Raw genomic sequence first — 26,636 nt, forward strand, 5'->3', positions numbered from 1 at the left:
GTGTGTCCCTCCACCTGAGCTACCGGGCCGCGCCCGGTAACCCGTGGTTCTCCTGGCAGTACGTGCGGGACAACTCTGACACGATCCTCGCCGCGCTGCGCGACCACACCTGGCTGACCGTGCGGGCCGTGCTGATCGCCGCGCTGGTGGCGCTGCCGCTCGCGGTGGCCGCGTACTGGTTCCGGTCGCTGGCCGGGCCGGTCCTCGCGGTGAGCGGGGTGCTGTACACGATCCCGTCGCTGGCGCTGTTCGCGTTCCTCGGGCCGACCCTGGGCATCGGGGCCGTGACCGTGCTCACGGTGGTGGTCCTGTACGCGCTGCTGGTCATCGTCCGCAACGCGCTCGCCGGGCTGAACCAGGTGCCGCCCGAGGTCCTGGAGGCCGCCGAGGGCATGGGGTACGGCCGGTGGGCCCGGCTGTTCCGGATCGAGCTGCCGCTCGCCCTGCCGGGCATCCTCACCGGCCTCCGGCTGGCCACGGTCTCCACGGTGGCCCTGGTCACCGTCGGCGTGGTGATCGGCCGGGGTGGTCTCGGCCAGATCATCTTCGCCGGCTTCCAGAACAACTTCTACAAGGCCCAGATCATGACCGGCACGGTGCTCTGCGTGCTGCTGGCCCTGGTGCTGGACCTGGTGCTCGCCGGGGTGGGCCGGCTGCTCACCCCCTGGCTGCGCGGGCGGCCCGCATGAACCTCATCCGGGACGCCGTGATCTGGCTGAACGACCCGCTGAACTGGACCAACCCCGGCGGGATCCTGGACCGGCTGAGCGAGCACCTGACCATTTCCGCGCTGGCCGTGCTGCTCGGCTGCCTGGTGGCCTGGCCGATCGGGCTCTGGCTCGGGCACACCGGCCGGGGTGGCGGCGCGGTGCTGCTGATCTCGAACGTCACCCTCGCCATCCCGACGCTGGCGCTGCTGACGATCCTGCCGTTGACCTTCATCGGCTTCGGGCGACCGGCGGTGGTGGTCGCGCTAGCGGTGTTCGCGGTGCCGCCGCTGCTGGCCAACGCGTACACCGGGGTGCGGCAGGCCGACCCGGAGGCGCGGGACGCGGCCCGGGGCATGGGGCTCTCCGGCGGGCAGCTGCTGCGCCGGGTGGAGCTGCCGCTCGCGGTGCCGTACCTGGCGGCCGGCTTCCGTACCGCCGCGGTGCAGGTGGTCGCCACCGCGGCGCTCGCGTCGTTCGTGAACGGCGGCGGGCTGGGGCAGATCATCCGGGCCGGCTTCGGGCTGGACATCGCGGCCGGGGGCGGGCAGATCATCGCCGGCGGGGTGCTGGTGGCCGGGCTGGCACTGCTGGTCGAGGGCGCGTTGGCGCTGGTGGAGCGGCTGGTGACCCCGCGTCCCCTGCGGCCCGTACGGCGGGCGGCGAACCGGCGCGCGGCGGACGCCATGGCGGGCGGCTGAACCGGACGGCCGGCGCCGGGTGACGATCCGGTGACGAAACCCGCTCGGAATTTGTCGGTCCGGCCCGGAGGATATTGGCTGGACTCGCGGGCGGCCGACCGGATCGCCCGTCGGACACGCGGCCGGCCCGACGTGGGCCGCGCCGGGACACGGAAGGCGGGCAACTGATGCTTGCACGTTCACGGCTGGCCGTCGGCGCGCTCGGCGCCCTCGCCGCGGCGGGACTCCTCACCGGGTGCGGTGACGCGGGCTCGTCCGGCACCGACGCCCCGCAGCAGGGCGCCTCGGGTGCCGGCTGCGCCCCGGTCGCCGGTGACAAGCTGGTCGTCCTGACCGACGACAAGAAGCTCCAGAACACCGACAACGTCATTCCGGCGATCAACACCAAGGCGGCCACGCCGCAGCTCGTCGCCGCGCTGGACAAGGTCTCCGCCGCGCTCGACACCCCCAAGCTGATCGAGCTGAACCGCTCGGTCGACGTCGACCGGAAGACCCCGCAGGTCGCGGCGAAGGAGTTCGCCGACGCGAACGGCGTCACCCAGGGCGTCGAGAAGGGGCCGGGCGGGCAGATCACGGTCGGCGCCGGCAACTTCAGCGAGAGCCAGATCATCGCGGAGCTCTACAAGATCTCGCTCACCGCCGCCGGCTACCAGGTCAAGGTGCAGACCATCGGCAACCGCGAGCTCTACGAGCCGGCCCTGGAGAAGGGCCAGATCCAGGTCGTCCCGGAGTACGCGGCCACCATGGCCGAGTTCCTCAACACCAAGGCCAACGGCAAGGACGCCCAGCCGGTCTCCTCGCCGGAGCTGGAGAAGACGGTCGAGGCGTTGAAGACCGCGGGGGACAAGGCCGGCATCACCTTCGGCCAGCCGTCCCAGGCGCAGGACCAGAACGCCTTCGCGGTCACCAAGGCCTTCGCCGACAAGTACCAGGTCGCCACGCTCTCCGACCTGGCCAGCAAGTGCTCCGGCCAGGCCACCGTGCTGGCCGGCCCGCCGGAGTGCCCGCAGCGGCCGAAGTGCCAGGCCGGCCTCGTCCAGGTCTACGACTTCAAGGCCGGCTCGTTCAGCTCGCTGGACGCGGGCGGCCCGCAGACCAAGAACGCGCTGAAGACCGGTGCGGCCAGCGTCGGCCTGGTCTTCTCCTCGGACGCGGCGCTCGCCGGCAGCTGACCAGCGACCATCCGGGTCACGGCGCGTCCGAGGCCGTGCCGCGACCCGGAGCGGTCGTGCGACCATCCCGGCTCCGAGGCCGCGCCGCGACCCGGGGAACAGTCGTCCGGCGCCGGCGGTCCGCACCGGACCGCCGGCGGCCGGACGCCACCGGAGCCCGTGACCGGAAACGCTGGTCACCGCCGTTTACATCGATGCCCCCGACCCGTTCCCTCGCGGGGGATCTCTCGGTAGTCTGCCCGCCATGCCCTCGGTCGCCCCCGCCGACAAGCGCAGCCCGCTGCTGACCGTCCTGTTCTGGATCGGGGTGGCGCTCGCGCCGCTGGCCGCGCTGATCCTCCTCGTCGCCGACGGCAACGGCCTGCTGCGCTTCGGCGCCGTGCTGGCGATCCTCGCCGTGGTGCTGATCGGCCTGAGCATCGCGCTGCGCTCGGACGGTGGCGGGACGGCCGCCGCCGAGGAACTGCGGGACGAGATCGAGCAGCTGCGCCGGGAACTCCGTGGAGAGATCGTGGCCGCGGCGCAGCGCGGCAACCAGGCGCTCGACCAGGCGCAGCGGACCCAGGAGTCGGTCAGCGCGCTGCGCCGCCGCCTGGACGCCGCGGCCGCGGCCGCGGCGGGCCTCGCCAACCCGCCGGCCGAGCAGCCGGCCAACGCCCGCGCCCGGGCGTCCACGGCCGACGCGTACGAGGACCGCTACGCCCAGCCGGACCAGGGCGGGACGAGCTGGGGGCAGCCGGCCGGCGACCGGCGGAGCGAGGACGAGGCCGCCCGCCGTCCGCAGTCCGGCACCCGCTACGGCACCGACCACTCCGTACCGTCGGGCGGCACCGACCGGCCGCAGGCCGGCGTCTACGGCGCCCCGCGTACCCCGGAGCCGGAGCCCGGGCCTCGCCAGGTCGGGCTGGTGCACCACACCGAGACCGTGCACGTCACCACGCGGCACACCATCGTGGACGGTGGCGCCGACCCGGGCGCCGGCGGCCGCTACGGCGGATACGCCGGCCGGTGGTCCCCGGAAGAGCGCGGCTTCGGCGGCACCGAGCCGGAGGAGCGCCCCCGGTCCGGCCACCGGGAGGCCGACGACGACCGCGGCTGGTCCGGGGCCGACCGGGGCTGGTCGGGGCAGGGTGCCGGCCGGAGCGACCGCTCGTGGGCGGGCCAGGGCGACGACCGGTCGTGGGCCGGCCAGGGCGGATCCGAGGAGTGGGGCCGGGCCGGTCAGGCCGGGACGCGGGACGAGCCCGGCTGGTCGTCCGGGCGGGGTGAGCAGCGTTCCTGGTCGTCGAGCGGGTCGGCCGACGAGCGTTCCTGGGCCGGCCAGGCCGGGTCCGGCGACGACCGCTCCTGGTCGGCGGGACGGGACGAGTCCGCTCGGGCCGGGCAGGGCGAGGGCTGGGCGTCGGCGTACGCCCGGGCCTGGTCCCCGTCGGAGTCGTCCGCAACGGCCGACGACGCCGACGACCAGGACGGCGCCTACTGGTCGGAGCTGCGCTCCGGCAACCGGTGGGCGTCGGTGCGGGACGACGAGCGCGGCCGGGAGATCCGGGTCGGGGAGCGGCGGGCGGCGGTGCACGCCGACGGCGGTGGCACCGAGTACCGGCTGGAGGACCGCTGGGCCTCGGTCCGTGAGCCGCAGCGTGAGCAGGGCGGCGTCTACGGCGGCTCGGCGGGTGCGGTCGGCTGGGCGGAGGAGAGCCGCCCCGCGCTGCCGGCCGGCGGGGTGCCCGTCCCCGACGAGTGGCGGCCCCCGACGCAGCGCAGCGGCCAGCCCGAGTGGCGTCAGGCCGACCCCGAGCCGGCCCGGTACGCCGACGAGCGGTACGGCTACCCGCCGCGCGACGACGCCCCCCGTGCCGGCGGCACCCGCGCCGACCGCTGGCGCTGACCGGCCGGACGGCTCACTTGTCGATGTCGCCGACCACGAAGAACATCGAGCCGAGGATGGCGATCAGGTCCGGCACCAGGCAGCCCGGGAGCAGCGTGGCCAGGGCCTGCACGTTCGCGTACGAGGCGGTGCGCAGCTTGAGCCGCCAGGGGGTCTTCTCCCCCCGGGACACCAGGTAGTAGCCGTTGATCCCGAGCGGGTTCTCGGTCCACGCGTAGGTGTGCCCCTCGGGCGCCTTGACCACCTTCGGCAGCCGGGTGTTCACCGGCCCGGTGAGCCGGTCGACCCGGTCCAGGCACTGCTCGGCGAGGTCCAGCGAGGCGTACACCTGGTCGAGCAGCACCTCGAAGCGGGCGTGGCAGTCCCCGGTGGTCCGGGTCACCACCGGCACGTCAAGCTGGTCGTACGCCAGGTAGGGCTCGTCCCGGCGCAGGTCCAGGTCCAGCCCGGAGGCCCGGGCGACCGGCCCGGAGGCCCCGAAGGCGGCGGCGTCGGCCGCCGACAGCACGCCCACCCCGACGGTGCGGGCCAGGAAGATCTCGTTGCGCCGGATCAGGTTGTCCAGGTCGGGCATCCGGCGGCGGACCGCGCCGATGGCCGCCCGGGCCCGCCCGGTCCAGCCGGCCGGCACCTCCTCCTTGAGCCCGCCGACCCGGTTGAACATGTAGTGGATCCGGCCGCCGGAGACCTCCTCCATCACCGCCTGGATGGTCTCCCGCTCGCGGAACGCGTAGAACATCGGCGTGATCGCGCCGATCTCCAGCGGGTACGAGCCGAGGAACATCAGGTGGTTGAGCACCCGGTTCAGCTCGGCGAGCGCCATCCGTAGCCAGACAGCCCGCTCAGGCACCTCCATGCCCATCAGCCGTTCCACCGCGAGCACCACGCCCAGCTCGTTCGAGAAGGCGGAGAGCCAGTCGTGCCGGTTGGCCAGCACGATGATCTGCCGGTAGTCGCGCACCTCGAACAGCTTCTCCGCGCCCCGGTGCATGTAGCCGATGATCGGCTCGGCGGAGACCACCCGCTCGCCGTCGAGCACCAGCTTCAGCCGCAGCACGCCGTGCGTGGACGGGTGCTGCGGCCCGATGTTCAACACCATGTCGGTGCCGAGCTGCTCGCCGCCGGCGCCGGTGCCGACGGTCAGCTCGCGGAGGTCCCCGGCATCCGTGGTCATGCCCGTCATCGTGCCATGAAGGGATCGAGGGCGACGCCGACCGGTTGTAGCAGCCACCAGTGCCCGCCGAGGCCGGCCGGGTCGGTCAGCTCGGCCGCCGTCGAGGCGGCGGCCAGCGCCCGCAGGTAGCCGGCCGGGTCGCGGGAGGCCAGGCTCAGCGGCGGTCGGCCGCCGTCGGCCCCGAGCGCCCGCAGCGCCTCCCGCTGGGAGAGCAAGGTGTACGCACACCGGGCAATTCGCTCACCGGCGGAGGCGACCGAGTCCATGGCGACGTGCATGGTGACGTCGCACGACCCGTCCGGCACCGGCGTGACCTGCCGCCCACCCCGGTACCCGGTCAACGTCCCGCCGACCGGCCGGTCATCTCTGAGATGCCCGTAGTCCACCCCCAACGCGCAGCCCCTTTCGACCTTTTCGACGGCGGCGGCCCAGGCTTCGTCGCGGGTCCGGCCGATCTCGGCTCTTGCGCCAGCGGGGGGTTCCGGGCGGCCCAGCCGGCTCCGGGCGGTCAGGCTTGATCCCTCCGCCGGCTGGGCCGCCCGGAACCCAGCGGTGGCCGGACTGGTCACGTCGCTCACCCGCGCCGGCCACCAGCGGTCCAGCCAGTCGGCATCCTCCGGGCTCACCGGATCACCGGTCGACTCCTCGCCCGTCGCCGGGTCCACCAGCAGGTACCGCCAGCCGTCGCCGGCCCAGACAGCCAGGTCCAACGGCACGTTGTCCAGCCACTCGGTGGCCACCAGCAGTCCGGTGATCCCCGGCGGGATCTCCGAAGTCCAGTGGATCCCCTCAGGCAGGTCCGGTGGACGGGGTGCCCGTTCGACGGCGGTGAGGCGTACCCGATCGGCGAGAGGAACCGGCGTGGCGGGTGACGGCCGGACGGCGGAATCCGGCTCCGGCGGCGACGGGGGGACGGCGGCCGTGGTGGGCAGGGTTTCCGGGGAGCCCGCCCGCGGAGGGATCAAGCCTGACCGCCCGGAGCGGGCGGGCTCCCCGGAAACCCCGACGAGCAGCGCCCGCAGCAACTCACCTTGACCCGCGCCCACGTCCACCACGTCCAAGCGAGGGGGATGACCGAGCGCATGATCGAGATTGAGAAGGAGGCGCAGCAGACAGGACGAGAACACCGGGGAGGCGTGCACGCTGGTGCGGAAGTGGGCGGCCGGTCCCGCGCCGGAGACGAAGAAGCCGTCGGGCCCGTAGAGCGCCCGATCCATCGCCACCCGCCAGGGAAGCCGCTCGGTGGAGGTCACCCGCCGACCGTACGGGCCCCGGAACGGCCCCCGGGGCCGACACCCGCAGCGACCGTTGAAACCCCTCTGCGGCGGCCGGTGAAGGTTTTCACACATCCTTGTTCTGGCTCTGTAACCCCGGCGCATACTTGCGATCGACCGGTACCCCCTTCGAGGACTGGATCGATTGCCATGAGCGCACCGCTGCGTTCGCGTCCGGCCGCCCCGCCCGGGCCCGCCGACGCCCCGCTCGTCTTCCCACGCATCCTCACCGTCGGCGTGATCGGCGCCGGCCGGGTCGGTGCCGTGGTCGGCGCGGCCCTCGCCGCCGCCGGCCACCGGGTGGTCGCCGCCTCCGGCGCCTCCGGAGCCGCGAAGGCCCGGATGGCGCTGCTGCTGCCGCAGACCCCGAACCGCTCCGCGACCGCCGTCGCCCGCGCCGCCACCGACCTGCTGATCGTGGCGGTCCCCGACGACGCCCTCGCCGGCGTGGTCGCCGGGCTCGCCCGGACCGGCGCGCTGCGCCCCGGCCAGGTCGTCGCACACACCTCCGGGGCGCACGGGCTGGGCATCCTCGCCCCGGCCGCCGCCGTCGGCGCCCGGCCGCTCGCGCTGCACCCGGCGATGACCTTCACCGGTACGCCGGACGACCTGAGCCGTCTCGCCGGCATCTCGTACGGGGTGACCGCCCCGGCCGAGCTGCGCCCGTTCGCCGCCCGGCTGGTCGCCGACCTGGGCGGGGTGCCGGAGTGGGTGGCCGAGGACGACCGGCCGCTCTACCACGCGGCCCTGGCGCACGGCGCGAACCACCTGGTGACCCTGGTCAACGAGGCGGCCGACCGGCTGCGCGACGCCGGCGTGGACCGGCCGGAGAAGGTGCTGGCCCCGCTGCTGCGGGCCGCCCTGGAGAACGCCCTGCGGCTCGGCGACGACGCGCTCACCGGCCCGGTCTCCCGGGGTGACGCCGGCACCGTACGCCGGCACCTGGAGCGACTGGCGGCGACCGCCCCGGAATCCGTGACCCCCTACCTGGCGTTGGCCAGACGGACCGCGGACCGGGCCATCGCGGCCGGCCGGCTGCGCCCGGCGGACGCGGAGTCGCTGCTGGACGTGCTGAGTGGCAACCACAGGGAGGTGGCCGCATGACCGAGCTGGTGCACACGCGCAAGGAGCTGGCGGCGGCGCGGGACGCCCTGACCGGCCGCGTCGGCGTGGTGATGACCATGGGTGCGCTGCACGCCGGGCACGAGACGCTGCTGCGGGCCGCCCGGGAGCAGGCCGACCACGTGATCGTCACGATCTTCGTGAACCCGCTCCAGTTCGGCCCGAACGAGGACTTCGACCGGTACCCGCGCACCCTCGACGCCGATCTGGAGATCTGCCGGCGGGCCGGCGCGGACGTGGTCTTCGCCCCGGCGGTGGCCGACATGTACCCGGACGGCCAGCCGAAGGTCCGGGTGAACCCGGGCCCGCTGGGCGAGGACCTGGAGGGGCTGAGCCGCCCCGGCTTCTTCCACGGGGTGCTCACCGTGGTCCTGAAGCTGCTCCAGCTCACCCGTCCCGACCTGGCCTTCTTCGGCGAGAAGGACTACCAGCAGCTGACCCTGGTCCGGCGGATGGCCCGCGACCTGGACGTGCCGGTGGAGGTCGTCGGCGTGCCGACCGTACGCGAGCCGGACGGCCTGGCCCTCTCCTCCCGTAACCGCTACCTCTCCGCCGAGGAGCGGCAGGCGGCGCTGAGCCTGTCCGCCGCGCTGCGGGGCGGGGCGGAGGCCGCCGACCGGGGCGCGGACGCCGGCGCGGTGCTGGCGGCCGCCCACCGGGCCTTCGACTCCGGTACGCCCGGGGCCCGCCTCGACTACCTGGTGCTCACCGACGCCGACCTGGAGCCGGGGCCGGTCGCCGGTCCGGCGCGGCTGCTGATCGCGGCCTGGGTCGGCACCACCCGCCTGATCGACAACGCGCCGATCCACCTCGCCCCGCGTTCCTGACACCCACCACAACCCCGCTGAGAGGCACCCCGATGCTCCGGACCATGCTGAAGTCGAAGATCCACCGGGCCACGGTGACCCAGGCCGACCTGCACTACGTCGGCTCGGTGACCGTGGACGAGGACCTGCTCGACGCGGCCGACCTGATCCCCGGCGAGCAGGTGGCGATCGTGGACATCACCAACGGGGCCCGGCTGGAGACGTACGTGATCCCGGGGCGGCGGGGCAGCGGCGTGATCGGCATCAACGGCGCCGCCGCCCACCTGGTCCACCCCGGTGACCTGGTCATCCTCATCTCGTACGGGCAGATGGACGACGCCGAGGCCCGCGCCTACCAGCCCAAGGTGGTGCACGTCGACGCCGACAACAAGATCGTCGACCTGTCGGCCGACCCCACCACCGCCGCCCCCGGCACCGCCGGCGACCCCGTCCCCAACCCCCTCGCCGCCGCCCTCAACTGACCCGCACCTCGCGCCGATCTTGCACTTCGGGTTGGCCTTATGGGCGGTATGCCCGGCATGCGGGCACCACAAGTGCAAGATCGCGGGGGAGCGGGGTGGGGCGGCGAACGCGGTCTGTCACCGGAAGGTCATTTTCGGCTAGCCTGGGCGGACCGTCGGGTACCGACGGTCGTGGGCTGGGGGAGGCCGCGATGGGCCGTGCGATGACGAACCTGGTCGCCGCGTTGGTCGCGGGGGTCGTGCTGACCGGCTGCGCCGCCACCCATGGGCTGGACGGGGACCTCACCGACGACTGGCGCGGCCTGCCGCCGGCCGGCGCGTTCACCCCCGCGGCCGGGGTCTGCCAGGTCGCGGACTTCACCCCGACGGTCAGCCCGGCCGGATACGAGCCGGTCGGCTGCGACCTGCCGCACCGGGTGGAGACGGTGCACGTCGGCACGTTCAGCGTCGACCGGGCCGCTCCGCCGGCCCTCGGCTCCGCCGAGCTGCGCACCGCGTTCGCCGACTGCGACGGCCGGGCCAGCGGGTACGTGGGCGACAACTGGCGGGCCGGGCGGCTCCGGCTGGCGGTGGCGCTGCCCACCGGGCCCGGCTGGGCGGCCGGTTCCCGCTGGTACCGGTGCGACCTGACCGAGTTGACCACGGTCGAGGCGGCCGCCCGGGTGGTGACCCGGACGGGCAGCCTGCGGGACGCGCTCAAGGGGCCGTCCGCGCTGCGGCTGGGCTGCCAGCGGACCGGCGGGGACGCCCGGGCGAGAACCCTCACGCCGGTGGACTGCCGCACGCCCCACGACGCCGAGTTCGTCGGGGTCTGGGCGGCGCCGGACCGGCCGTACCCGACGAAGGACGCCGAGTGGGCGCCGCTCTACACCGGCTGCAACACGGTCCTGGCGACGTACGTCGGCGTGCCCGACGACCCGATCCTGCGCTTCCGCAGCGGCGTGGTGGTACGCCCACCGGGCACCGGCCGGTGGGCCGTCGGCGACCGGGGTGTCCGCTGCTACCTGTGGCTCACCGACCGGACGGTGACCGCCTCGCTGAAGGGTGCCGGCCCGGCCGGCCTGCCGGTCCGGACGAGGTAGCCGATACCACTCGTCCCGCCCCCGCCGCCCGGGATGAGACCCGTTCGGGTTGACTGTGCTCATGGACCTTCCCACCGTCGACCTGCCGGCCCTGCCCCGGCTGCTCGCCGCGCCCGCCCCCGGCTGGGTGGAGACCACCGACGTGATCGTGGTCGGCTCCGGGGTCGCCGGGCTGACCGCGGCGCTGCACCTGCGCGAGGCGGGGCTGCACGTCACCGTGGTCACCAAGGTCAACATGGACGAGGGCTCGACCCGCTGGGCGCAGGGCGGCATCGCCGCGGTGCTCGACCCGACCGACACCCCGGCCGCGCACGCGTACGACACCGAGGTGGCCGGCGTCGGCCTCTGCGACCCGGCGGCGGTCCGGGTGCTGGTCGAGGAGGGCCCGACCCGGCTCCGCGAGCTGATGCGGCTCGGGGCGGAGTTCGACCGCAACCCGGACGGCTCGCTGATGCTCACCCGGGAGGGCGGCCACCGGGCCGACCGGATCGTGCACGCCGGCGGCGACGCCACCGGCGCCGAGGTGCAGCGGGCCCTGCACACGGCGGTCCACCGCGACCCGTGGATCCGGCTGGTCGAGCACGCCCTGGTGCTGGACCTGCTGCGCGCTCCCGGCGACGGCCCGGGCGGGCTCGGCCCGGCCTGCGGCATCACCCTGCACGTGCTCGGCGAGGGCAGCGAGGACGGCGTCGGGGCGATCCTGGCCCGGGCGGTGGTGCTGGCCACCGGCGGCATGGGCCAGATCTTCGCGGCCACCACGAACCCGGCGGTCTCCACGGGAGACGGGGTGGCGCTCGCCATGCGGGCCGGCGCCGCGGTGACCGACGTGGAGTTCGTCCAGTTCCACCCGACCGCGCTGATCGTGCCGGCCGGCGCGCCGGGTGCCGGGCTGGCCCAGCAGCCGCTGGTCTCCGAGGCGCTGCGTGGCGAGGGGGCCCACCTGGTCGACGGCGACGGCAAGCGGTTCATGGTCGGCCAGCACGAGCTGGCCGAGCTGGCCCCCCGGGACGTGGTCGCCAAGGGCATCCACCGGGTGCTGCTGGCCACCGGCGCGGACCACGTCTGGCTGGACGCCCGCCACCTCGGCGGCGACTTCCTGGCCCGGCGCTTCCCGACCATCGTCGCCTCCTGCCTGGCCATCGGCGTGGACCCGGCCACCGACCTGATCCCGGTCGCCCCGGCCGCCCACTACGCCTCCGGCGGCGTCCGTACCGACCTGCACGGCCGCACCTCCATCCCCGGGCTGTACGCCTGCGGCGAGGTCGCCTGCACCGGCGTGCACGGCGCGAACCGGCTGGCCAGCAACTCGCTGCTGGAGGGGCTGGTCTTCTCCCGCCGGATCGCCGAGGACATCGCCGCCGGCCTGCCCGAGCAGGCGAAGCCGGCGGAGACCGGCGCCTGGGTGGGCGGCCAGGGCTGGGTGGTGCCGGCCGGGGGCACGGCGACCCTGCAACGGGCGATGACCCGGGGCGCGGGCGTGCTCCGGTCGGCGGAGACGCTGGCCGCCACCGCCGGCACGCTGACCGACCTGGGGCAGGGCCGGGGCGTCCCGCGGACCGCCGAATGGGAGGCGACGAACCTGATCACCGTGGCGTCGACGCTGGTCGCCGCCGCGTACGCCCGGCAGGAGACCCGGGGCTGCCACTGGCGGGAGGACTTCCCGGTCGCCGACGACCGGTGGCTGGGCCACCTCGTCGGCGGGATCGGGGCGGAGAGCCGGTTGACCGAGCGCTGGGAGGAACAGCGGTGAGGGAGTCGACGGAGCGGGCGCTGCGGGACGGCGGCCTGGACCCGGAGCGGGTACGGCAGGTGATCGTCGACGCGCTCACCGAGGACCTGGGACCCGACTTCCTCGACGTCACCAGCGTCGCCACCATCCCCGACGCGCAGAACGACACCGGGGACCTGGTCGCCCGGGAGGACGGCGTGGTGGCCGGGCTGCCGGTCGCCGCGGCCGTGTTCGAGCTGGTCGGCGAGGTGACCGGCGCGGACCGCACGGTCGAGGTGTCGCTGGTGGCCCGCGACGGGCAGCGGGTGGCGCGCGGCGACGTGCTGGCCACGGTGACCGGCCCGACCCGGCTGCTGCTGACCGCCGAGCGCACCGCGCTCAACCTGCTCTGCCGGATGTCCGGGGTGGCCACCCACACCCGGGCCTGGGCCGACGCCCTGGCCGGCACGAAGGCGACGGTGCTCGACACCCGCAAGACCACCCCCGGCCTGCGCGCCCTGGAGAAGTACGCGGTCCGGGCCGGCGGCGGCACCAACAAGCGGATGGGCCTGCACGACGTCGCCATGATCAAGGACAACCACAAGGTGGCCGCGGGCGGCGTCGGGGCCGCCTACCGCCGGGTCCGGGAGGCGTTCCCGGACGTGCCGGTGCAGGTGGAGGTGGACACCCTGGCCGAGGCGGTGGAGGCGGTCGAGGCCGGCGCGGACTTCCTGCTGCTGGACAACATGACCCCGGCCCAGCTGCGCGAGGTGGTCGCCGCGGTGGGCGACCGGGCCGAGCTGGAGGCGACCGGCGGCCTGACCCTGCCGGTGGTGGCCGAGTACGGGGCGACCGGCGTCGACTTCCTCTCGGTGGGCGCGCTGACCCACTCCTCGCCGATCCTGGACATCGCCTTGGATCTGCGCGAGGAATGAGCTGAGCTGGTCTTCGTTCGCGACTGCGGGGCTCGCAAACCCGGCTCGCTCCTCGCGCTCACCCCGCGACAGGCGCGGTCTAGGCTGCGGTCGTGCTGCTCTGCATCGACATCGGAAACACCAACACCGTGCTGGCGACCTTCGACGGCGACAAGCTGGTGCACTCCTGGCGGATCAAGACCGACGCCCGTTCCACCGCGGACGAGCTGGGTCTGATGTTCCGGGGGCTGCTGGCCGGTGACGCCGTGGAGATCACCGGGGTGGCCGCCTGCTCGACGGTGCCGGCCGCGCTGCGCTCGCTGCGCACCATGCTGTCCCGCTACTACGCGGACCTGCCCAGCGTGATCGTCGAGCCCGGGGTACGCACCGGGGTGCAGCTCGCCATCGACAACCCGAAGGAGGTCGGCGCGGACCGGGTGGTCAACACCCTGGCCGCGTACACCCTCTACGGCGGGCCGTCGATCGTGGTGGACTTCGGCACCACCACCAACTTCGACGTGATCAGCGGCCGGGGCGAGTTCCTCGGCGGCGCGTTCGCGCCGGGCATCGAGATCTCCTTCGACGCGCTCGCCGCCCGGGCCGCCCAGCTCCGCAAGGTGGAGGCGACGAAGCCCCGTTCGGTGATCGGCAAGAACACCGTGGAGTGCCTCCAGGCCGGCCTCTACTTCGGCTTCGCCGGCCAGGTGGACCGGATCGTCGAGCGGATGACCGAGGAGTTGGGCGAGGTGAAGGCGGTGATCGCCACCGGCGGCCTGGCGCCTCTCGTGCTCAACGAGTGCCGGACGATCACGCATCACGAGCCGATGATCACTCTCATCGGCCTTCGCATGGTTTACGAGCGCAATACGTGATCGTGGACCGGGAACCCTCGGTGGTTCAGCGTCGCCGGGAGCGGAAGACGAACGTGCGGTAGGGGAGTTCGACGGTTTCCCGCCCGGCCAGGTCCGGGTGGGTGGCGAAGAGGCTCTTCAGCCCTCGGTCGATCTTCTCCTGCTCCTCGGTTGACGCGGTGAGCCAGTAGGAGCGGGTGTGCAGCATGGCGACCACCTCGTCGGGGGTGAGTGTGGCCGCGTGGGCGAATTCGCCCAGCTCGACCGGCTCGAAGGCGGGGCCGAAGTCGCCGTACTTGTCGACCACGTTGCCGGCGTTGTCGCCGAGGTGGGCGATCCGGGTCAGCTCCGCCACCCAGGCCACCCGCTCGTCGCGGACGTTCCAGATCGGGGCGAACGTCCCGCCCGGGCGCAGCACGCGGGCGATCTCAGCGTGCGCCCGCTCCCGGTCGAACCAGTGGTAGGCCTGGCCGACCAGCACCGCGTCCGCCGACCCGTCCGGCAGCGGCACCGACTCGGCGCTGCCGGCCAGCGCCGTCGTGCCCGGGGTGGCGACCGCCAGTTGCGCCCGCATCCCCGGATCCGGTTCCACGGGTACGACCTGGTGTCCGAGCGCGAGCACGCCCCGGCTGAGGATGCCGGTGCCCGCGCCGAGGTCGACCACCCGGGCCGGCGCGATCAGCCCGTCGAGCGCCCAGCGCAGCGCCGCCTCCGGATAACGGGGGCGGAACCGGTCGTACTCGGCGGCGGCCGCACCGAAGGAGAGTGCCTGAGTGGGGTCCGTCATGGGCGGCAGGTTATCCCGTAACGGCCGGCAGGGCCCTTGAGTACGCTCATGGGCTGACCCGCCGATATTTCTCCAAGCCTGAGGAAGCTGCCGTGACCGAGCAGAACGCCCTGCCAGTGGACCCCGCCGACGACCTTCCCGAGCAGATGAAGGTCCGCCGGGAGAAGCGGGACCGGATGCTCGCCGAGGGCGTCGAGCCGTACCCGATCGGCTACCCCCGCACCAGCACCCTGGCCAGGATCCGCGAGCAGTACGCCGACCTGCCCACCGACACCGCCACCGGCGACCGCGTCTCGGTCACCGGCCGGGTGATCTTCGTACGCAACACCGGCAAGCTCTGCTTCGCCACCCTGCGGGACGGCGACGGTACCGAGCTGCAGGCGATGCTCTCGCTGGACCGGGTCGGCGCGGAGCGGCTGGACGACTGGAAGCGCCTGGTCGACCTGGGTGACCACGTCGGCGTGACCGGCGAGGTGATCACCAGCCGGCGCGGCGAGCTGTCGGTGCTGGTCGAGGAGTGGGGGGTCACCGCCAAGGCGCTCCGCCCGCTGCCGGTGGCGCACAAGCCGCTGAGCGAGGAGGCCCGGGTCCGCCAGCGGTACGTGGACCTGGTGGTCCGCCCGCAGGCGCGGCAGATGGTCCGCACCCGGGCCGCCACCGTGCGCAGCCTGCGGGACACCCTGCACGCCCAGGACTTCATCGAGGTCGAGACCCCGATGCTCCAGTTGCTGCACGGGGGCGCGGCCGCCCGCCCATTCGTGACCCACAGCAATGCACTCAACACCGATCTGTATCTGCGAATCGCGCCGGAACTGTTTCTGAAGCGGGCCGTGGTCGGTGGCGTCGACCGGGTCTTCGAGATCAACCGCAACTTCCGTAATGAGGGCATCGACTCTTCGCACTCGCCGGAGTTCGCGATGCTGGAGGCCTACCAGGCGTACGGCGACTACAACACCATGGCCGAGCTGACCCGGAATCTGGTGCAGCAGGCCGCGATCGCGGTCAGCGGCTCGACGGTGGTCACCCACGCCGACGGCCGCGAGTTCGATCTGGGCGGCGAGTGGCGCTCGGTGACGCTCTTCGGCGTTCTTTCCGAGGCGCTCGGCGAGGAGGTCACCGTCCGCACCGAAAGGTCCCGCCTGGTCGAGTACGCCGACAAGGTCGGGCTCTCCGTCGACCCGAAGTGGGGCCCGGGCAAGCTGGCCGAGGAACTCTTCGAGGAACTGGTCGTCCCGTCGCTGCAGGCGCCCACCTTCGTGCGGGACTACCCGGAGGAGACCAGCCCGCTGACCCGGGCGCACCGCAGCGAGCCGGGGCTGGCCGAGAAGTGGGACCTCTACGTCCTCGGCTTCGAGCTGGGCACCGCGTACTCCGAGCTGGTGGACCCGGTGGTGCAACGGGAGCGGCTGGTGGCCCAGGCGCAGCTGGCCGCCCGGGGCGACGACGAGGCCATGCGACTGGACGAGGACTTTCTCCGGGCGATGGAGTACGGAATGCCGCCGGCCGGCGGTATGGGAATGGGAATCGACCGTCTTCTGATGGCGCTGACCGGGCTGGGAATTCGGGAAACGATCCTGTTCCCGTTGGTCCGGCCCGAGTAGCGCGACACCGTCTCCGGGTCGTTACCGCACCCTATTGACGCAACAAGCATCGGGCGGGTTATTGTGCTCCTGTATTGCAGGAGCACAACCCTGCTCGAAAGGAATGTGGGACGTGGCCAAGCAGATCATTCACAAGCTGGTCGATGACCTGGACGGCGGGGACGCTGACGAGACCGTCAAGTTCGCGCTCGACGGTGTGCAGTACGAGATCGACCTCTCGGCTTCCAACGCTGAAAAATTGCGCGACGTATTCGCTCCGTACATCGCGCACGGGTCCAAGGTCGGTCGGGGCGGGGTGGTCGTCGGCGGCCGGGCCGCGCGCGGCCGGGGCGGCGCGACCGCCGACCGCGAGCAGAACAAGGCCATCCGCGCCTGGGCCAAGAAGGCCGGCAAGGACATCTCCGACCGGGGCCGCATCCCGCAGGAGATCGTCGACGAGTACCACTCGAAGGCGGGTCACTGAGCCGACCAGCCTTCCCCGGGCGACACCGACGCCGGACCGGAGTGCCACTCCGGGCCGGCGTTCGCCGTTTCCGCCCCGCTACGTCGTCTGTCCGCTTCCCCGCCGCCGAGCGCGTCGGCCGAGGTCGCCCGACACCCTCGGCGGGGCCGGGAAGAAACCGGGGCCGGGCGGAGTTGTCCACAGGCGGTGGAAATTTCATCCACAGGCTGTGGATGACGGTGGGTGGCATGGACGCCGCCCGCCCGGAGCCCCGGCAGTCGTCCGGGAGGCCACGACCGGCCTTTTCCACCGACGGTCGAATTTCGCTCTGCGCGTACAGGCAGGGGTACCGGAACACCTCCTGAGCGCGGACGGTTGTCAGAAACGACGCGTGAACGGCCATTCGCGGGGACACACGACCTCAGCGGAGTCGGTCCGCGGCGATAGAGTAAGGAGGCACGGACGCCCGTCCCGGACGTCCGCGCACCGGCCCCGCCAAGATCTTGACCATCAAGGCGCACGGCACGTGAGGAGCACGAGGGCATGTTCGAGCGGTTCACCGACCGAGCGCGACGGGTTGTCGTCCTGGCCCAGGAAGAGGCCCGGATGCTCAACCACAACTACATCGGTACGGAGCACATCCTGCTGGGCCTGATCCACGAGGGTGAGGGTGTCGCGGCAAAGGCCCTGGAGAGCCTCGGCATCTCCCTCGAGGGCGTCCGTCAGCAGGTCGAGGAGATCATCGGCCAGGGCCAGCAGGCGCCGAGCGGGCACATCCCGTTCACGCCGCGGGCCAAGAAGGTGCTGGAGCTGTCGCTGCGTGAGGCGCTGCAGCTCGGCCACAACTACATCGGCACGGAGCACATCCTGCTCGGTCTGATCCGTGAGGGTGAGGGCGTCGCCGCCCAGGTGCTGGTGAAGCTCGGCGCCGACCTCAACCGGGTCCGCCAGCAGGTGATCCAGCTGCTCTCCGGCTACCAGGGCAAGGAGCCGGCCGCGGCGGGTGCCGCGCCGGGCGAGGCCGCGCCGTCGACCAGCCTGGTGCTGGACCAGTTCGGCCGCAACCTGACCCAGGCCGCCCGCGAGGGCAAGCTCGACCCGGTCATCGGGCGCGAGAAGGAAATCGAGCGGGTCATGCAGGTGCTCTCCCGCCGTACCAAGAACAACCCGGTCCTGATCGGTGAGCCCGGCGTCGGTAAGACCGCCGTGGTGGAGGGCCTGTCCCAGAAGATCATCAAGGGCGAGGTGCCCGAGACGCTGAAGGACAAGCAGCTCTACACGCTCGACCTCGGTGCCCTGGTCGCCGGGTCCCGTTACCGCGGTGACTTCGAGGAGCGCCTGAAGAAGGTGCTCAAGGAGATCCGCACCCGCGGCGACATCATCCTGTTCATCGACGAGATCCACACCCTGGTGGGTGCGGGTGCCGCCGAGGGCGCGATCGACGCCGCCAGCATCCTCAAGCCGATGCTGGCCCGTGGCGAGCTGCAGACCATCGGCGCCACCACGCTGGACGAATACCGCAAGCACCTGGAGAAGGACGCCGCTCTCGAGCGCCGCTTCCAGCCGATCCAGGTGGGTGAGCCCTCGCTGGCCCACACCATCGAGATCCTCAAGGGCCTGCGGGACCGCTACGAGGCGCACCACCGCGTGAGCATCACGGACGCCGCCCTGGTGGCTGCCGCGACGCTCGCCGACCGCTACATCTCCGACCGCTTCCTGCCGGACAAGGCGATCGACCTGATCGACGAGGCCGGTGCCCGGATGCGGATTCGCCGGATGACCGCGCCGCCAGACCTGCGTGACTTCGACGAGCGCATCGCCCAGGTGCGCCGCGACAAGGAGTCCGCGATCGACGCGCAGGACTTCGAGCGGGCTGCCCAGCTCCGTGACAAGGAGAAGCAGCTGCTCGGCCAGAAGGCCCAGCGGGAGAAGGAGTGGAAGGCCGGTGACCTGGACGTCGTCAGCGAGGTCGACGACGAGCAGATCGCCGAGGTGCTCGGCAACTGGACCGGCATCCCGGTCTACAAGCTGACCGAGGAGGAGACCTCGCGCCTGCTGCGCATGGAGGACGAGCTGCACAAGCGCGTCATCGGCCAGGAGGACGCGGTCAAGGCGGTCTCGAAGGCGATCCGGCGTACCCGGGCCGGCCTGAAGGACCCGAAGCGCCCGTCCGGCTCGTTCATCTTCGCCGGCCCGTCCGGTGTCGGTAAGACCGAGCTGTCCAAGGCGCTCGCCGAGTTCCTTTTCGGCAGCGAGGACGCCCTCATCCAGCTGGACATGTCCGAGTTCCACGACCGGTACACGGTGTCCCGCCTGGTGGGTGCCCCTCCCGGCTACGTCGGCTACGACGAGGGCGGGCAGCTGACCGAGAAGGTGCGTCGTCGGCCGTTCTCGGTGGTCCTCTTCGACGAGATCGAGAAGGCCCACCCGGACGTGTTCAACACGCTCCTCCAGATCCTGGAGGACGGGCGGCTCACCGACGGTCAGGGTCGGATCGTGGACTTCAAGAACACGGTCATCATCCTGACCACCAACCTCGGTACGCGGGATGTCGCCAAGGCGGTGTCGCTGGGCTTCCAGGCCTCTGAGGACTCCGAGTCGAACTACGACCGGATGAAGCAGAAGGTCAACGACGAGCTCAAGCAGCACTTCCGGCCCGAGTTCCTGAACCGGATCGACGACACCATCGTCTTCCACCAGCTGCGAGAGCAGGAGATCCTGTCGATCGTCGACATCATGATCTCCCGCATCGAGACCCAGCTGCGGAACAAGGACATGGGCCTGGAGCTGACCGACAACGCCAAGAAGTACCTGGCGAAGAAGGGCTTCGACCCGGTGCTGGGCGCGCGGCCGCTGCGCCGCACGATCCAGCGCGACATCGAGGACAACCTCTCCGAGCGGATCCTCTTCAACGAGCTGACCCCGGGTCAGATCGTGGTGGTGGACTGCGAGGGCGACCCGAGCAACATCGACAAGTCCAAGCTCGTCTTCCGGGGTGCCGACCGGCCGGTGGCCGTGCCGGATGCGGTCCCGGCCGACCTCGGCGGCACCGCCGCCACGGGCGCGGACGACGCGGCGTAAGCGTCGGGCGAAACTGACACAGGGCGACGGCCCCGATCGGCGAAAGCCGGTCGGGGCCGTCGCCTTTCCGCCTCCGCGCCGCATGCACCTCCCCGGATCAAGATCCGCGCAGATTCACGGAAATAGTGGCCATCCGTCGCCGGATGGCCACTATTTCGGCGAAAGAGGCCCCACCAGGGGAGGTTGCGGGGGGCCGTCGCCGACCAGGCGGAACGACTCCTCGTTGACGGGCTCGACCAGGCCGTCGGTGACCAGCCCGGCGAGGGCGCGGGCCCGCTGCACGTCGTCGCGCCACACCTGGTCCAGCCGCTGGTGCGGCACCGGGCCGGTCGCCTCGCGGAGCACCGCGAGCAGCAGGCCGCGCACCTGTCGATCGGTGCCGGCGTACCGCTGGGGGCGGCGGGTGGGGCCGGCCGGCGCCTCCTGGCCGGAGGCCCGCCAGGCGCAGACGGATTCGACCGGGCACACCGCGCAGCGCGGCGCGCGGGCGGTGCAGACCACCGCGCCGAGTTCCATGAAGGCGGCGCTGGCCAGGGCCGCGGCGGCCGGCTCCGCCGGCAGCAACTCCTCGGTGGCGGCCAGGTCGGCGGGACGGGTGGCCGGGCCGGCGTCCGGCTCGCCGGCGATCGCCCGGCAGACCACCCTGCGGACGTTGGTGTCCACCACCGGGTGCCGCTGCCCGTACGCGAAGGCGGCCACCGCCCGGGCCGTGTACGTGCCGACCCCCGGCAGCGCCAGCAACTGGTCCAGCCGGTCCGGCACCTCGCCGCCGTGCCGCTCCACGATGGCCACCGCGCAGTCGCGCAGCCGTACGGCCCGGCGGGGGTAGCCGAGCCGCCCCCACATCCGGATCGCCTCGGCGGGGGTGTCCTCGGCGAGCGCGAGCGGCACCGGCCAGCGGGCCAGCCACGCCTCCCAGGCGGGCAGCACCCGGACCACCGGGGTCTGCTGGAGCATCACCTCGCTGACCAGGATCGCCCAGGCGCCGACGCCCGGCTTGCGCCACGGCAGGTCGCGGGCGTTCCGCTCGTACCAGCGGCTGACCAGGGTGGCGAAGGTGGGCTCAGACATGGCGCTGCCGATGATGTCACGGGCGGCTTTCCCGCAGGTTGGGCGGGCCGGGCGGGCCCGCGCCGGCGTCCGGCGGCGACCGGGCAGAATGTCCGGATGAACGAGCTCGCGATCACCGTCATCGGCCGGGACCGGCCGGGCATCGTGGCCGACGTCGCCGAGGCCCTCGCCCGGCTGGGCGCGAACCTCACCGACTCCACGATGACCCGGTTGCGGGGACACTTCGCGATGACCCTGATCTGCGTGGGCCCGGCCGCCGCGGACGTCGAGGCCGCGCTGGCCCCGCTCGCCGCCGACGGCCAGCTGCTGGCCACCGTACGCGCGGTCACCCCGGACGGGCGGACCGAGCCGGCCGGCGAGCCGTACGTGATGGCGGTGCACGGCGCGGACCGGATGGGCATCGTGGCCGCGATGACCCGGGTGCTGGCCGACGCGGGCGGCAACGTCACCGACCTGAGCACCCGGCTGACCGGCTCGCTCTACGTGGTGGTCGCCGAGGTGGAGCTCCCGCCGGGCAGCTCCGACGAGGTGGCCGGCCGGCTCGCCCGTACCGCTGCCGAGCTGGGCGTGGGCGTGAGCCTCCGGCCGGCGGACACGGATCTGCTGTGACGGCGGAGTACGTGGGCCTCGGCGGCTGGACCCCGGAGGCGCTGGGCCTGCCGGGCGAGGTACGCCCGGTGGTGTCCGCCCCCGATCCGGTGCTCAGCCGGCCCGGCCCGGAGGTGGATCCGAAGTCGGACGAGGTGGTCCGGCTCGCGGCGGACCTGGTCGCCACCATGCGCGTGTCGCCGGGCTGCGTGGGCCTCGCGGCGCCGCAGGTCGGGGTGAGCGCCCAGGTCTTTGCCGTGGACGTGACCGGCCACCCGAAGGCGGTGACCGTGCACGGCACGTTCGTGCTCTGCAACGCGCACGTGGTCGAGGCGACCCGCTGGAAGGCCGGTCGGGAGGGCTGCATGTCGGTGCCCGACCTGACCGGTGACGTGAAGCGGGCCAGCCGCCTGGTGGTGGAGGGGGTGCTGCCCGGCACCGGGGACCCGGTCCGGCTGGTCACCGACGGCTTCGAGGCGCGGGCGCTCCAGCACGAGATCGACCACTGCGCTGGCCTGATCTTCCTCGACCGGGTCGCCGGGGCGCACTCCGTCTACCAGCGCAAGGTCTATCTCTGACCGGGGGCGCGTTCCGTCCACTGTGGAGAAGTTGGGTGGTGTCATGGGGGCGTACCGGCGCGTCGCGCCCCGGCCGGCGCGGTACGCGGCTACGGTGAACGCATCATGCGTATGACGGTCGGCCCCCTGCCCCCCGCCGTGTACTGGCGGCGTCGAGCCGTCGTACTCGGAGCCGGGCTGCTCTTCCTGATTGTCGTGCTCTACTCGTGCAACGGCGCGGACCCGAACACCCGCACGTCCGGGGCTGGGTCGGCCACGACGCCGTCCGCCACGGCGGCCCCGGAACCGACCGGGTCGGTGCTCACCCCGCAGTCCGGGAACCCGTCCGCCAGGGCGGATGACTCCGGCGGGAACTCCGGCGGCTCGGACGGTGGCGCGACGGGCGGCGACACCGGGACGAACGACACCGGGGGCGCGCCGGTCGCGCCGGTGGCCGACGACGGGACCTGCGCCGACTCGGAGATCAAGGTGACCCCGGTGGCCGTGCCGTCCACCGCCCAGCGGGGCACGGTGGTCACCCTCCGCCTCAAGATCAAGAATGTGTCGGACCGTACCTGCAGCCGGGACGTCGGGGCGGACCTGCAGGAGCTGTTCGTGAAGTCCGGCGCGGAGAAGGTCTGGTCCTCGGACACCTGCGGCACCGGCAAGGGCTCGGACGTGCAGTCGTTCACTCCGGACTTCGAGCGCTCCTACGAGCTGGGCTGGAACACCAGGTACAGCACGAAGTGCGCGAACGGCCTGGCCAGCGGCGAGTTCGTGGCGGCCGGCACGTACCAGGTCTTCGCCCGGGTGGGCACCAAGCTCAGTGACCCGGTGAAGCTGACCATCACCAACTGACCGGCGCCCGGCCGGTACGCGCCGGGCGTCCCGGGGTCAGACGTAGCGCTCCAGGATGGACGCCTCGGCGAGCCGGGAGAGCCCCTCGCGGACACCCCGGGCCCGGGCGTCGCCGACCCCCTCGACCGCCTGCAGGTCCTCCACGGTCGCGCCGAGCAGCCGCTGGAGGCTGCCGAAGTGCACCACCAGCCGGTCGACCACGGCCGTGGGAAGCCGGGGCACCTTGGCCAGCAGGCGGAAGCCGCGGGGGCTGACCGCCGCGTCGAGCGCGTCGGAGGCGGACGGGTAGCCGATCGCCTTGGCCACCGCGACCAGGTCGATCAGCTCGGTGGCGCTGAGCAGGTCCAGCTCGACCAGCGCCTCGTCCAGGGTGCGCGACTTCCGGCCGACCGGGAGGTAGTCCCGGATGACCAGGGTGCGGTCGGCGTCGACGCCGGCCATCAGCTCGTCGAGTTGGAGGGCGAGCAGGCGGCCGTCGGTGCCCAGCTCCACCACGTACCCGGCGATCTCGTCGGCGATCCGGCGGACCATCTCCAGCCGCTGCACCACCGAGACCGCGTCGCGGACGGTGACCAGGTCCTCGATCTCCAGCGCGGAGAGGGTGCCGGAGACCTCGTCCAGCCGGAGCTTGTAGCGCTCCAGCGTGGCCAGGGCCTGGTTGGCCCGGGACAGGATCGCCGCCGAGTCGTCCAGCACGTGCCGCTGGCCGTTCACGTAGAGGCTGATGATCCGCATGGACTGGCTGACCGAGATGACCGGGTAGCCGGTCTGCCGGGCCACCCGCTCGGCGGTGCGGTGCCGGGTGCCGGACTCCTCGGTGGGGATGGACGGGTCGGGCATCAGGTGCACGCCCGCCTGGACGATCCGGGTGCCGTCGCTGGAGAGCACCACGGCGCCGTCCATCTTGCACAGCTCGCGGACCCGGGTCGCGGAGAACTCCACGTCCATCGGGAAGCCGCCGGTGCAGATCGAGTCGACCACCTTGTCGTAGCCGAGGACGATCAGCGCGCCGGTGCGGCCGCGCAGGATGCGCTCCAGGCCGTCGCGCAACGCGGTGCCCGGCGCCATCAGAGCGAGGTTGGCCCGCAACGGGTCGCCACCCGCCCCGCCCACGCTCCCGGAGACGCTCACGCTGATCGGACGGGCGGGGGAGCCCACGGCGCCGCTGCGGGCATGCGGCGTCGCCGCGGCGGGCTTGGTGGCATCGCGGTCGATCGGCACGGGCACAGTCTACGGACTGCCCTGCGGTGGGTGCTCTCGTGGTTACTGTGATGTGTCACGATGTCCGGCTCCGCCGGTCGTCGACCGGCTGCGTCGGCTGTCCGAAATCGCCCCGCCGATCCCGCCGGCCGTTCACCGTCCGTCACTCCGCCGACGCGCGGGCGGCGGCCTGGAGTGCCCCGCGCACGTCAGTGACCTCGATCACGCGCATGTTCTCCGGCGCCACGCCGCTGCTGCCCGGGCCGCAGCCGGGGGGCACCAGGGCGAGCCGGAAGCCGAGGCGGGCAGCCTCGGCCAGCCGGCGCGGGACCGCGCCGACCCGGCGTACCTCACCGGTGAGGCCGACCTCGCCGATCGCAACCAGGTGCGGATTGAGGGCCAGGTTGAGGCCGCCGGAGGCGACCGCCAGCGCGACGGCCAGGTCGGCGGCCGGCTCGACCACCCGGATGCCACCCACCGTGGCGGCGAAGACCTCCCGGTCGTGCAGGGTCAGCCGCTCGGTGCGCCGCTGGAGCACCGCCAGCACCATGGCCAGCCGTGCCCCGTCCAGCCCGGAGACCGTACGCCGGGGCGAACCGGCCACCGTGGCGCCGATCAGCGCCTGCACCTCGGTCACCAGGGCCCGCCGCCCCTCCATGGCCACCGTGACGCAGGTGCCCGGCACCGGCTCCGAGTAGCGGGTCAGGAAGAGCCCGGACGGGTCGGCCAGGCTGCTGATGCCCCCCTCGTGCATCTCGAAGCAGCCCACCTCGTCGGCCGCGCCGAACCGGTTCTTCACCCCCCGGACCATCCGCAGCGAGGAGTGCTTGTCGCCCTCGAAGTGCAGCACCACGTCGACCAGGTGCTCCAGCACCCGGGGGCCGGCGACCTGGCCGTCCTTCGTCACGTGCCCGACCAGCACGGTGGCGACGCCGCGCTCCTTGGCGACCGCGACCAGCGCCGCGGTGACCGCCCGGACCTGGGTCACCCCGCCGGGCACGCCCTCGGTGCCGGTGGTGGAGATGGTCTGCACCGAGTCGAGCACCAACAGCCCCGGCTTGACCGCGTCGAGGTGCCCGAGCACCGCCGACAGGTCGCTCTCGGCGGCGAGGTAGAGCTGGTCGTGCAGGGTGCCCATCCGCTCGGCGCGCAGCCGCACCTGGCTCACCGACTCCTCGCCGCTCACCACCAGGGAGGGGCTGCCCGCGTTGGCCGCCCACTGCTGGGCCACGTCGAGCAGCAGGGTGGACTTGCCGACGCCCGGCTCGCCGGCGAGCAGCACCACCGCGCCGGGGACCAGGCCGCCGCCGAGCACCCGGTCCAGCTCGCTGACCCCGGTGGGCCGGGCCCGGGCGGGCGCGGCGCTGATGGTGGCGATCGGGCGGGCCGGCTCGGCGGGCATCCGCGAGCTGACCACCCGGCCGGAGACCAGCGGGCCGCTGAGCGTGCACTCGACCACCGAACCCCACTCGCCGCACTCCGGGCAGCGCCCGACCCACTTGGGGGGCTGGTGGCCGCAGGCGTCGCACTCGTACGCCGGGCGCGGCTCGCGGCCGGCGCTCCGGCCCCGGCCGGTGGCCGCGGAGGCGCGGGAGGAGGTCGATCGGGAGGTGCTCACCCCAGGACGCTAACCGGGCGGTACGACGAAAGCCCACCCGGAAACGGCGACACCGCCGGCGTGGCGCTGGCCACACCGGCGGTGTCGTCGAAGCAGGGTCGGCGGATCAGCCGTGAGCGCCACCCTCGACGCCGCTCTCCGCGCCCGCCTCCTCACGCGGGTGGACGATCTGCGACGGGGCCGGGGCCGGGGTCAGCGGGACGCCGACCGGGGCGCCGGTCTTGATGACCTTGCCGTTGCCGAAGTCGAAGGTCAGGTTGACCTGCTGGCCGGAGCGCAGCTTCTCGTTCAGGCCGACGAGCTGGAGGAACTGCCCCTTGCCGCCGGTCAGCTGGATGTAGCCGTTGGCCGGGATCTCGATCCGGGCCGGCCGGCCGGCCGGGGCCGACTCGCTCGGCGAGGCCGACGGGCTGGCCGACGGCGACTCGGAGGTGCCGACCGACTGGCTCGGCGAGGCGCTCGGGTCGCTCGCGGTCGGCGACGCGGAGGCCGGCTCGGTGGGCGAGCCGGACGGGGCGGCCGACGGCCCGCCGCTCTCGCCCGCGCCGGTGAGCACGATCTCCCGCGCGCTGTCGGTGGTGACGGTCACCGTCACCGGGGACTTGCTGTCGTTGTAGAGCACGACGTTGAGCTGCGCGTTGGCGCCGGCCTGGTAGCCCTCGCCGCCCGGGTACTGCACGTACAGGCCGCGCACCTTGTAGAGGTTGTCGGAGGTCTGGACGTTGATGCCCTGCACCGACGGGATCTTGTTGGCGGTCTCGGCCACCTGGCCGGCGCCACACCCGGACAGCAGCAGGCTCGCCGCCGCCGCCGTACCGGCCAGCAGCAGGGCCGCCCGCCCGGAACCCCTGATCGAGCGCGTCACGTCGGTCCTCCTCGTCACGATCCCCGCCCGGCCGTACGCCAGGTCCGGGGTGGCCATACCCGCGCAGACCGCGCTCCAGGGTAGTTG

The 26,636-nt window shown here is 73.2% G+C and carries 24 protein-coding genes; 17 read left to right on the forward strand and 7 right to left on the reverse strand.

Features of this window, described 5'->3' with window-relative positions:
* The first annotated feature begins 2 nt into the window (after window positions 1-2).
* From ACGFI9_RS15305 to ACGFI9_RS15320, 4 genes are all read left to right on the forward strand, one after another.
* Window positions 3-689 (forward strand): ABC transporter permease, encoded by a 687-nt coding sequence (locus ACGFI9_RS15305; protein ID WP_393178587.1) that lies wholly within the window; start codon window positions 3-5, stop codon window positions 687-689.
* Complete coding sequence (locus tag ACGFI9_RS15310; protein WP_393178588.1) at window positions 686-1,408, forward strand: ABC transporter permease; 723 nt, start codon at window positions 686-688, stop codon at window positions 1,406-1,408. The genes ACGFI9_RS15305 and ACGFI9_RS15310 overlap by 4 nt, the downstream gene beginning before the upstream one ends.
* 167 nt (window positions 1,409-1,575) lie before the next feature.
* Window positions 1,576-2,580 (forward strand): glycine betaine ABC transporter substrate-binding protein, encoded by a 1,005-nt coding sequence (locus ACGFI9_RS15315; protein ID WP_393178589.1) that lies wholly within the window; start codon window positions 1,576-1,578, stop codon window positions 2,578-2,580.
* A gap of 244 nt (window positions 2,581-2,824) precedes the next feature.
* Window positions 2,825-4,468, forward strand: coding sequence for a hypothetical protein (locus ACGFI9_RS15320; protein ID WP_393178590.1), 1,644 nt, complete (start codon window positions 2,825-2,827; stop codon window positions 4,466-4,468).
* A gap of 13 nt (window positions 4,469-4,481) precedes the next feature.
* Here ACGFI9_RS15320 and ACGFI9_RS15325 read toward each other — a convergent pair whose 3' ends face one another.
* Window positions 4,482-5,651, reverse strand: a complete 1,170-nt coding sequence (locus ACGFI9_RS15325) for an NADH-quinone oxidoreductase subunit D (protein ID WP_393178591.1) — start codon at window positions 5,649-5,651, stop codon at window positions 4,482-4,484.
* Window positions 5,648-6,859, reverse strand: coding sequence for an SAM-dependent methyltransferase (locus ACGFI9_RS15330; RefSeq protein ID WP_393178897.1), 1,212 nt, complete (start codon window positions 6,857-6,859; stop codon window positions 5,648-5,650). The genes ACGFI9_RS15325 and ACGFI9_RS15330 overlap by 4 nt, the downstream gene beginning before the upstream one ends.
* 207 nt (window positions 6,860-7,066) lie before the next feature.
* Here ACGFI9_RS15330 and ACGFI9_RS15335 point away from each other — a divergent pair, with 207 nt between their 5' ends.
* The 7 genes from ACGFI9_RS15335 to ACGFI9_RS15365 all read left to right on the forward strand — a co-directional run bounded on the left by ACGFI9_RS15335 (window position 7,067) and on the right by ACGFI9_RS15365 (window position 13,902).
* On the forward strand, window positions 7,067-8,020 hold the full coding sequence (locus tag ACGFI9_RS15335; RefSeq protein ID WP_393178592.1) for a Rossmann-like and DUF2520 domain-containing protein: 954 nt from the start codon (window positions 7,067-7,069) through the stop codon (window positions 8,018-8,020).
* Complete coding sequence (panC, locus tag ACGFI9_RS15340) at window positions 8,017-8,865, forward strand: pantoate--beta-alanine ligase (protein ID WP_393178593.1); 849 nt, start codon at window positions 8,017-8,019, stop codon at window positions 8,863-8,865. Before ACGFI9_RS15335 ends, panC begins: the two co-directional genes overlap by 4 nt.
* Before the next feature lie 32 nt (window positions 8,866-8,897).
* The gene (gene panD / locus ACGFI9_RS15345; RefSeq protein ID WP_393178594.1) at window positions 8,898-9,326 is read left to right on the forward strand and encodes an aspartate 1-decarboxylase; all 429 of its coding nucleotides are present in this window, start codon (window positions 8,898-8,900) and stop codon (window positions 9,324-9,326) included.
* A 191-nt stretch (window positions 9,327-9,517) separates the two neighbouring features.
* Entirely contained in the window at window positions 9,518-10,408 is an 891-nt protein-coding gene (locus tag ACGFI9_RS15350; protein ID WP_393178595.1) for a septum formation family protein, read from the forward strand.
* Window positions 10,409-10,469: 61 nt separating this feature from the next.
* Complete coding sequence (locus ACGFI9_RS15355) at window positions 10,470-12,158, forward strand: L-aspartate oxidase (RefSeq protein ID WP_393178596.1); 1,689 nt, start codon at window positions 10,470-10,472, stop codon at window positions 12,156-12,158.
* Complete coding sequence (gene nadC / locus ACGFI9_RS15360) at window positions 12,155-13,051, forward strand: carboxylating nicotinate-nucleotide diphosphorylase (RefSeq protein ID WP_393178597.1); 897 nt, start codon at window positions 12,155-12,157, stop codon at window positions 13,049-13,051. Before ACGFI9_RS15355 ends, nadC begins: the two co-directional genes overlap by 4 nt.
* 92 nt (window positions 13,052-13,143) lie before the next feature.
* A complete protein-coding gene (locus tag ACGFI9_RS15365; protein WP_393178598.1) occupies window positions 13,144-13,902 on the forward strand; it encodes a type III pantothenate kinase in 759 nt (252 codons plus the stop codon).
* 25 nt (window positions 13,903-13,927) lie between these two features.
* Here the strand turns inward: ACGFI9_RS15365 and ACGFI9_RS15370 are convergent, their stop codons facing one another.
* A complete protein-coding gene (locus tag ACGFI9_RS15370) occupies window positions 13,928-14,668 on the reverse strand; it encodes a class I SAM-dependent methyltransferase (protein WP_393178599.1) in 741 nt (246 codons plus the stop codon).
* A gap of 92 nt (window positions 14,669-14,760) precedes the next feature.
* Between ACGFI9_RS15370 and lysS the strand changes: the two genes are divergently transcribed.
* The 3 genes from lysS (at window position 14,761) to ACGFI9_RS15385 (ending at window position 19,792) form a co-directional block, all read left to right on the forward strand.
* The gene (lysS, locus tag ACGFI9_RS15375; protein WP_393178600.1) at window positions 14,761-16,269 is read left to right on the forward strand and encodes a lysine--tRNA ligase; all 1,509 of its coding nucleotides are present in this window, start codon (window positions 14,761-14,763) and stop codon (window positions 16,267-16,269) included.
* A 112-nt stretch (window positions 16,270-16,381) separates the two neighbouring features.
* Window positions 16,382-16,732 (forward strand): Lsr2 family protein, encoded by a 351-nt coding sequence (locus ACGFI9_RS15380; RefSeq protein WP_393178601.1) that lies wholly within the window; start codon window positions 16,382-16,384, stop codon window positions 16,730-16,732.
* Window positions 16,733-17,254: 522 nt separating this feature from the next.
* Window positions 17,255-19,792: an ATP-dependent Clp protease ATP-binding subunit gene (locus ACGFI9_RS15385; RefSeq protein WP_393178602.1), complete on the forward strand. Its 2,538-nt coding sequence runs from the start codon at window positions 17,255-17,257 to the stop codon at window positions 19,790-19,792.
* Between the two features lie 150 nt (window positions 19,793-19,942).
* On the opposite strand, the gene ACGFI9_RS15390 is transcribed toward ACGFI9_RS15385, so the two are convergent.
* Complete coding sequence (locus tag ACGFI9_RS15390; protein ID WP_393178603.1) at window positions 19,943-20,863, reverse strand: A/G-specific adenine glycosylase; 921 nt, start codon at window positions 20,861-20,863, stop codon at window positions 19,943-19,945.
* Window positions 20,864-20,959: 96 nt separating this feature from the next.
* Here ACGFI9_RS15390 and ACGFI9_RS15395 point away from each other — a divergent pair, with 96 nt between their 5' ends.
* The 3 genes from ACGFI9_RS15395 (at window position 20,960) to ACGFI9_RS15405 (ending at window position 22,866) form a co-directional block, all read left to right on the forward strand.
* Window positions 20,960-21,472 (forward strand): glycine cleavage system protein R, encoded by a 513-nt coding sequence (locus ACGFI9_RS15395; protein ID WP_393178604.1) that lies wholly within the window; start codon window positions 20,960-20,962, stop codon window positions 21,470-21,472.
* Window positions 21,469-22,029 carry a peptide deformylase gene (locus ACGFI9_RS15400; protein ID WP_393178605.1) on the forward strand — a complete coding sequence of 187 codons (561 nt, stop codon included), beginning with the start codon at window positions 21,469-21,471 and terminating at the stop codon, window positions 22,027-22,029. Before ACGFI9_RS15395 ends, ACGFI9_RS15400 begins: the two co-directional genes overlap by 4 nt.
* A 105-nt stretch (window positions 22,030-22,134) precedes the next feature.
* Window positions 22,135-22,866, forward strand: coding sequence for a hypothetical protein (locus ACGFI9_RS15405; RefSeq protein WP_393178606.1), 732 nt, complete (start codon window positions 22,135-22,137; stop codon window positions 22,864-22,866).
* 36 nt (window positions 22,867-22,902) lie between these two features.
* Here ACGFI9_RS15405 and disA read toward each other — a convergent pair whose 3' ends face one another.
* From disA to ACGFI9_RS15420, 3 genes are all read right to left on the reverse strand, one after another.
* Window positions 22,903-24,087 (reverse strand): DNA integrity scanning diadenylate cyclase DisA, encoded by a 1,185-nt coding sequence (disA, locus tag ACGFI9_RS15410; protein ID WP_393178607.1) that lies wholly within the window; start codon window positions 24,085-24,087, stop codon window positions 22,903-22,905.
* A 142-nt stretch (window positions 24,088-24,229) separates the two neighbouring features.
* On the reverse strand, window positions 24,230-25,684 hold the full coding sequence (radA, locus tag ACGFI9_RS15415) for a DNA repair protein RadA (RefSeq protein WP_393178608.1): 1,455 nt from the start codon (window positions 25,682-25,684) through the stop codon (window positions 24,230-24,232).
* A gap of 106 nt (window positions 25,685-25,790) precedes the next feature.
* Window positions 25,791-26,549 (reverse strand): hypothetical protein, encoded by a 759-nt coding sequence (locus ACGFI9_RS15420; RefSeq protein ID WP_393178609.1) that lies wholly within the window; start codon window positions 26,547-26,549, stop codon window positions 25,791-25,793.
* Window positions 26,550-26,636 lie beyond the last annotated feature (87 nt).

Source organism: Micromonospora sp. NPDC048930 (genome assembly GCF_043197935.1).
In the GTDB taxonomy this organism is placed as follows: Bacteria; Actinomycetota; Actinomycetes; order Mycobacteriales; family Micromonosporaceae; genus Micromonospora.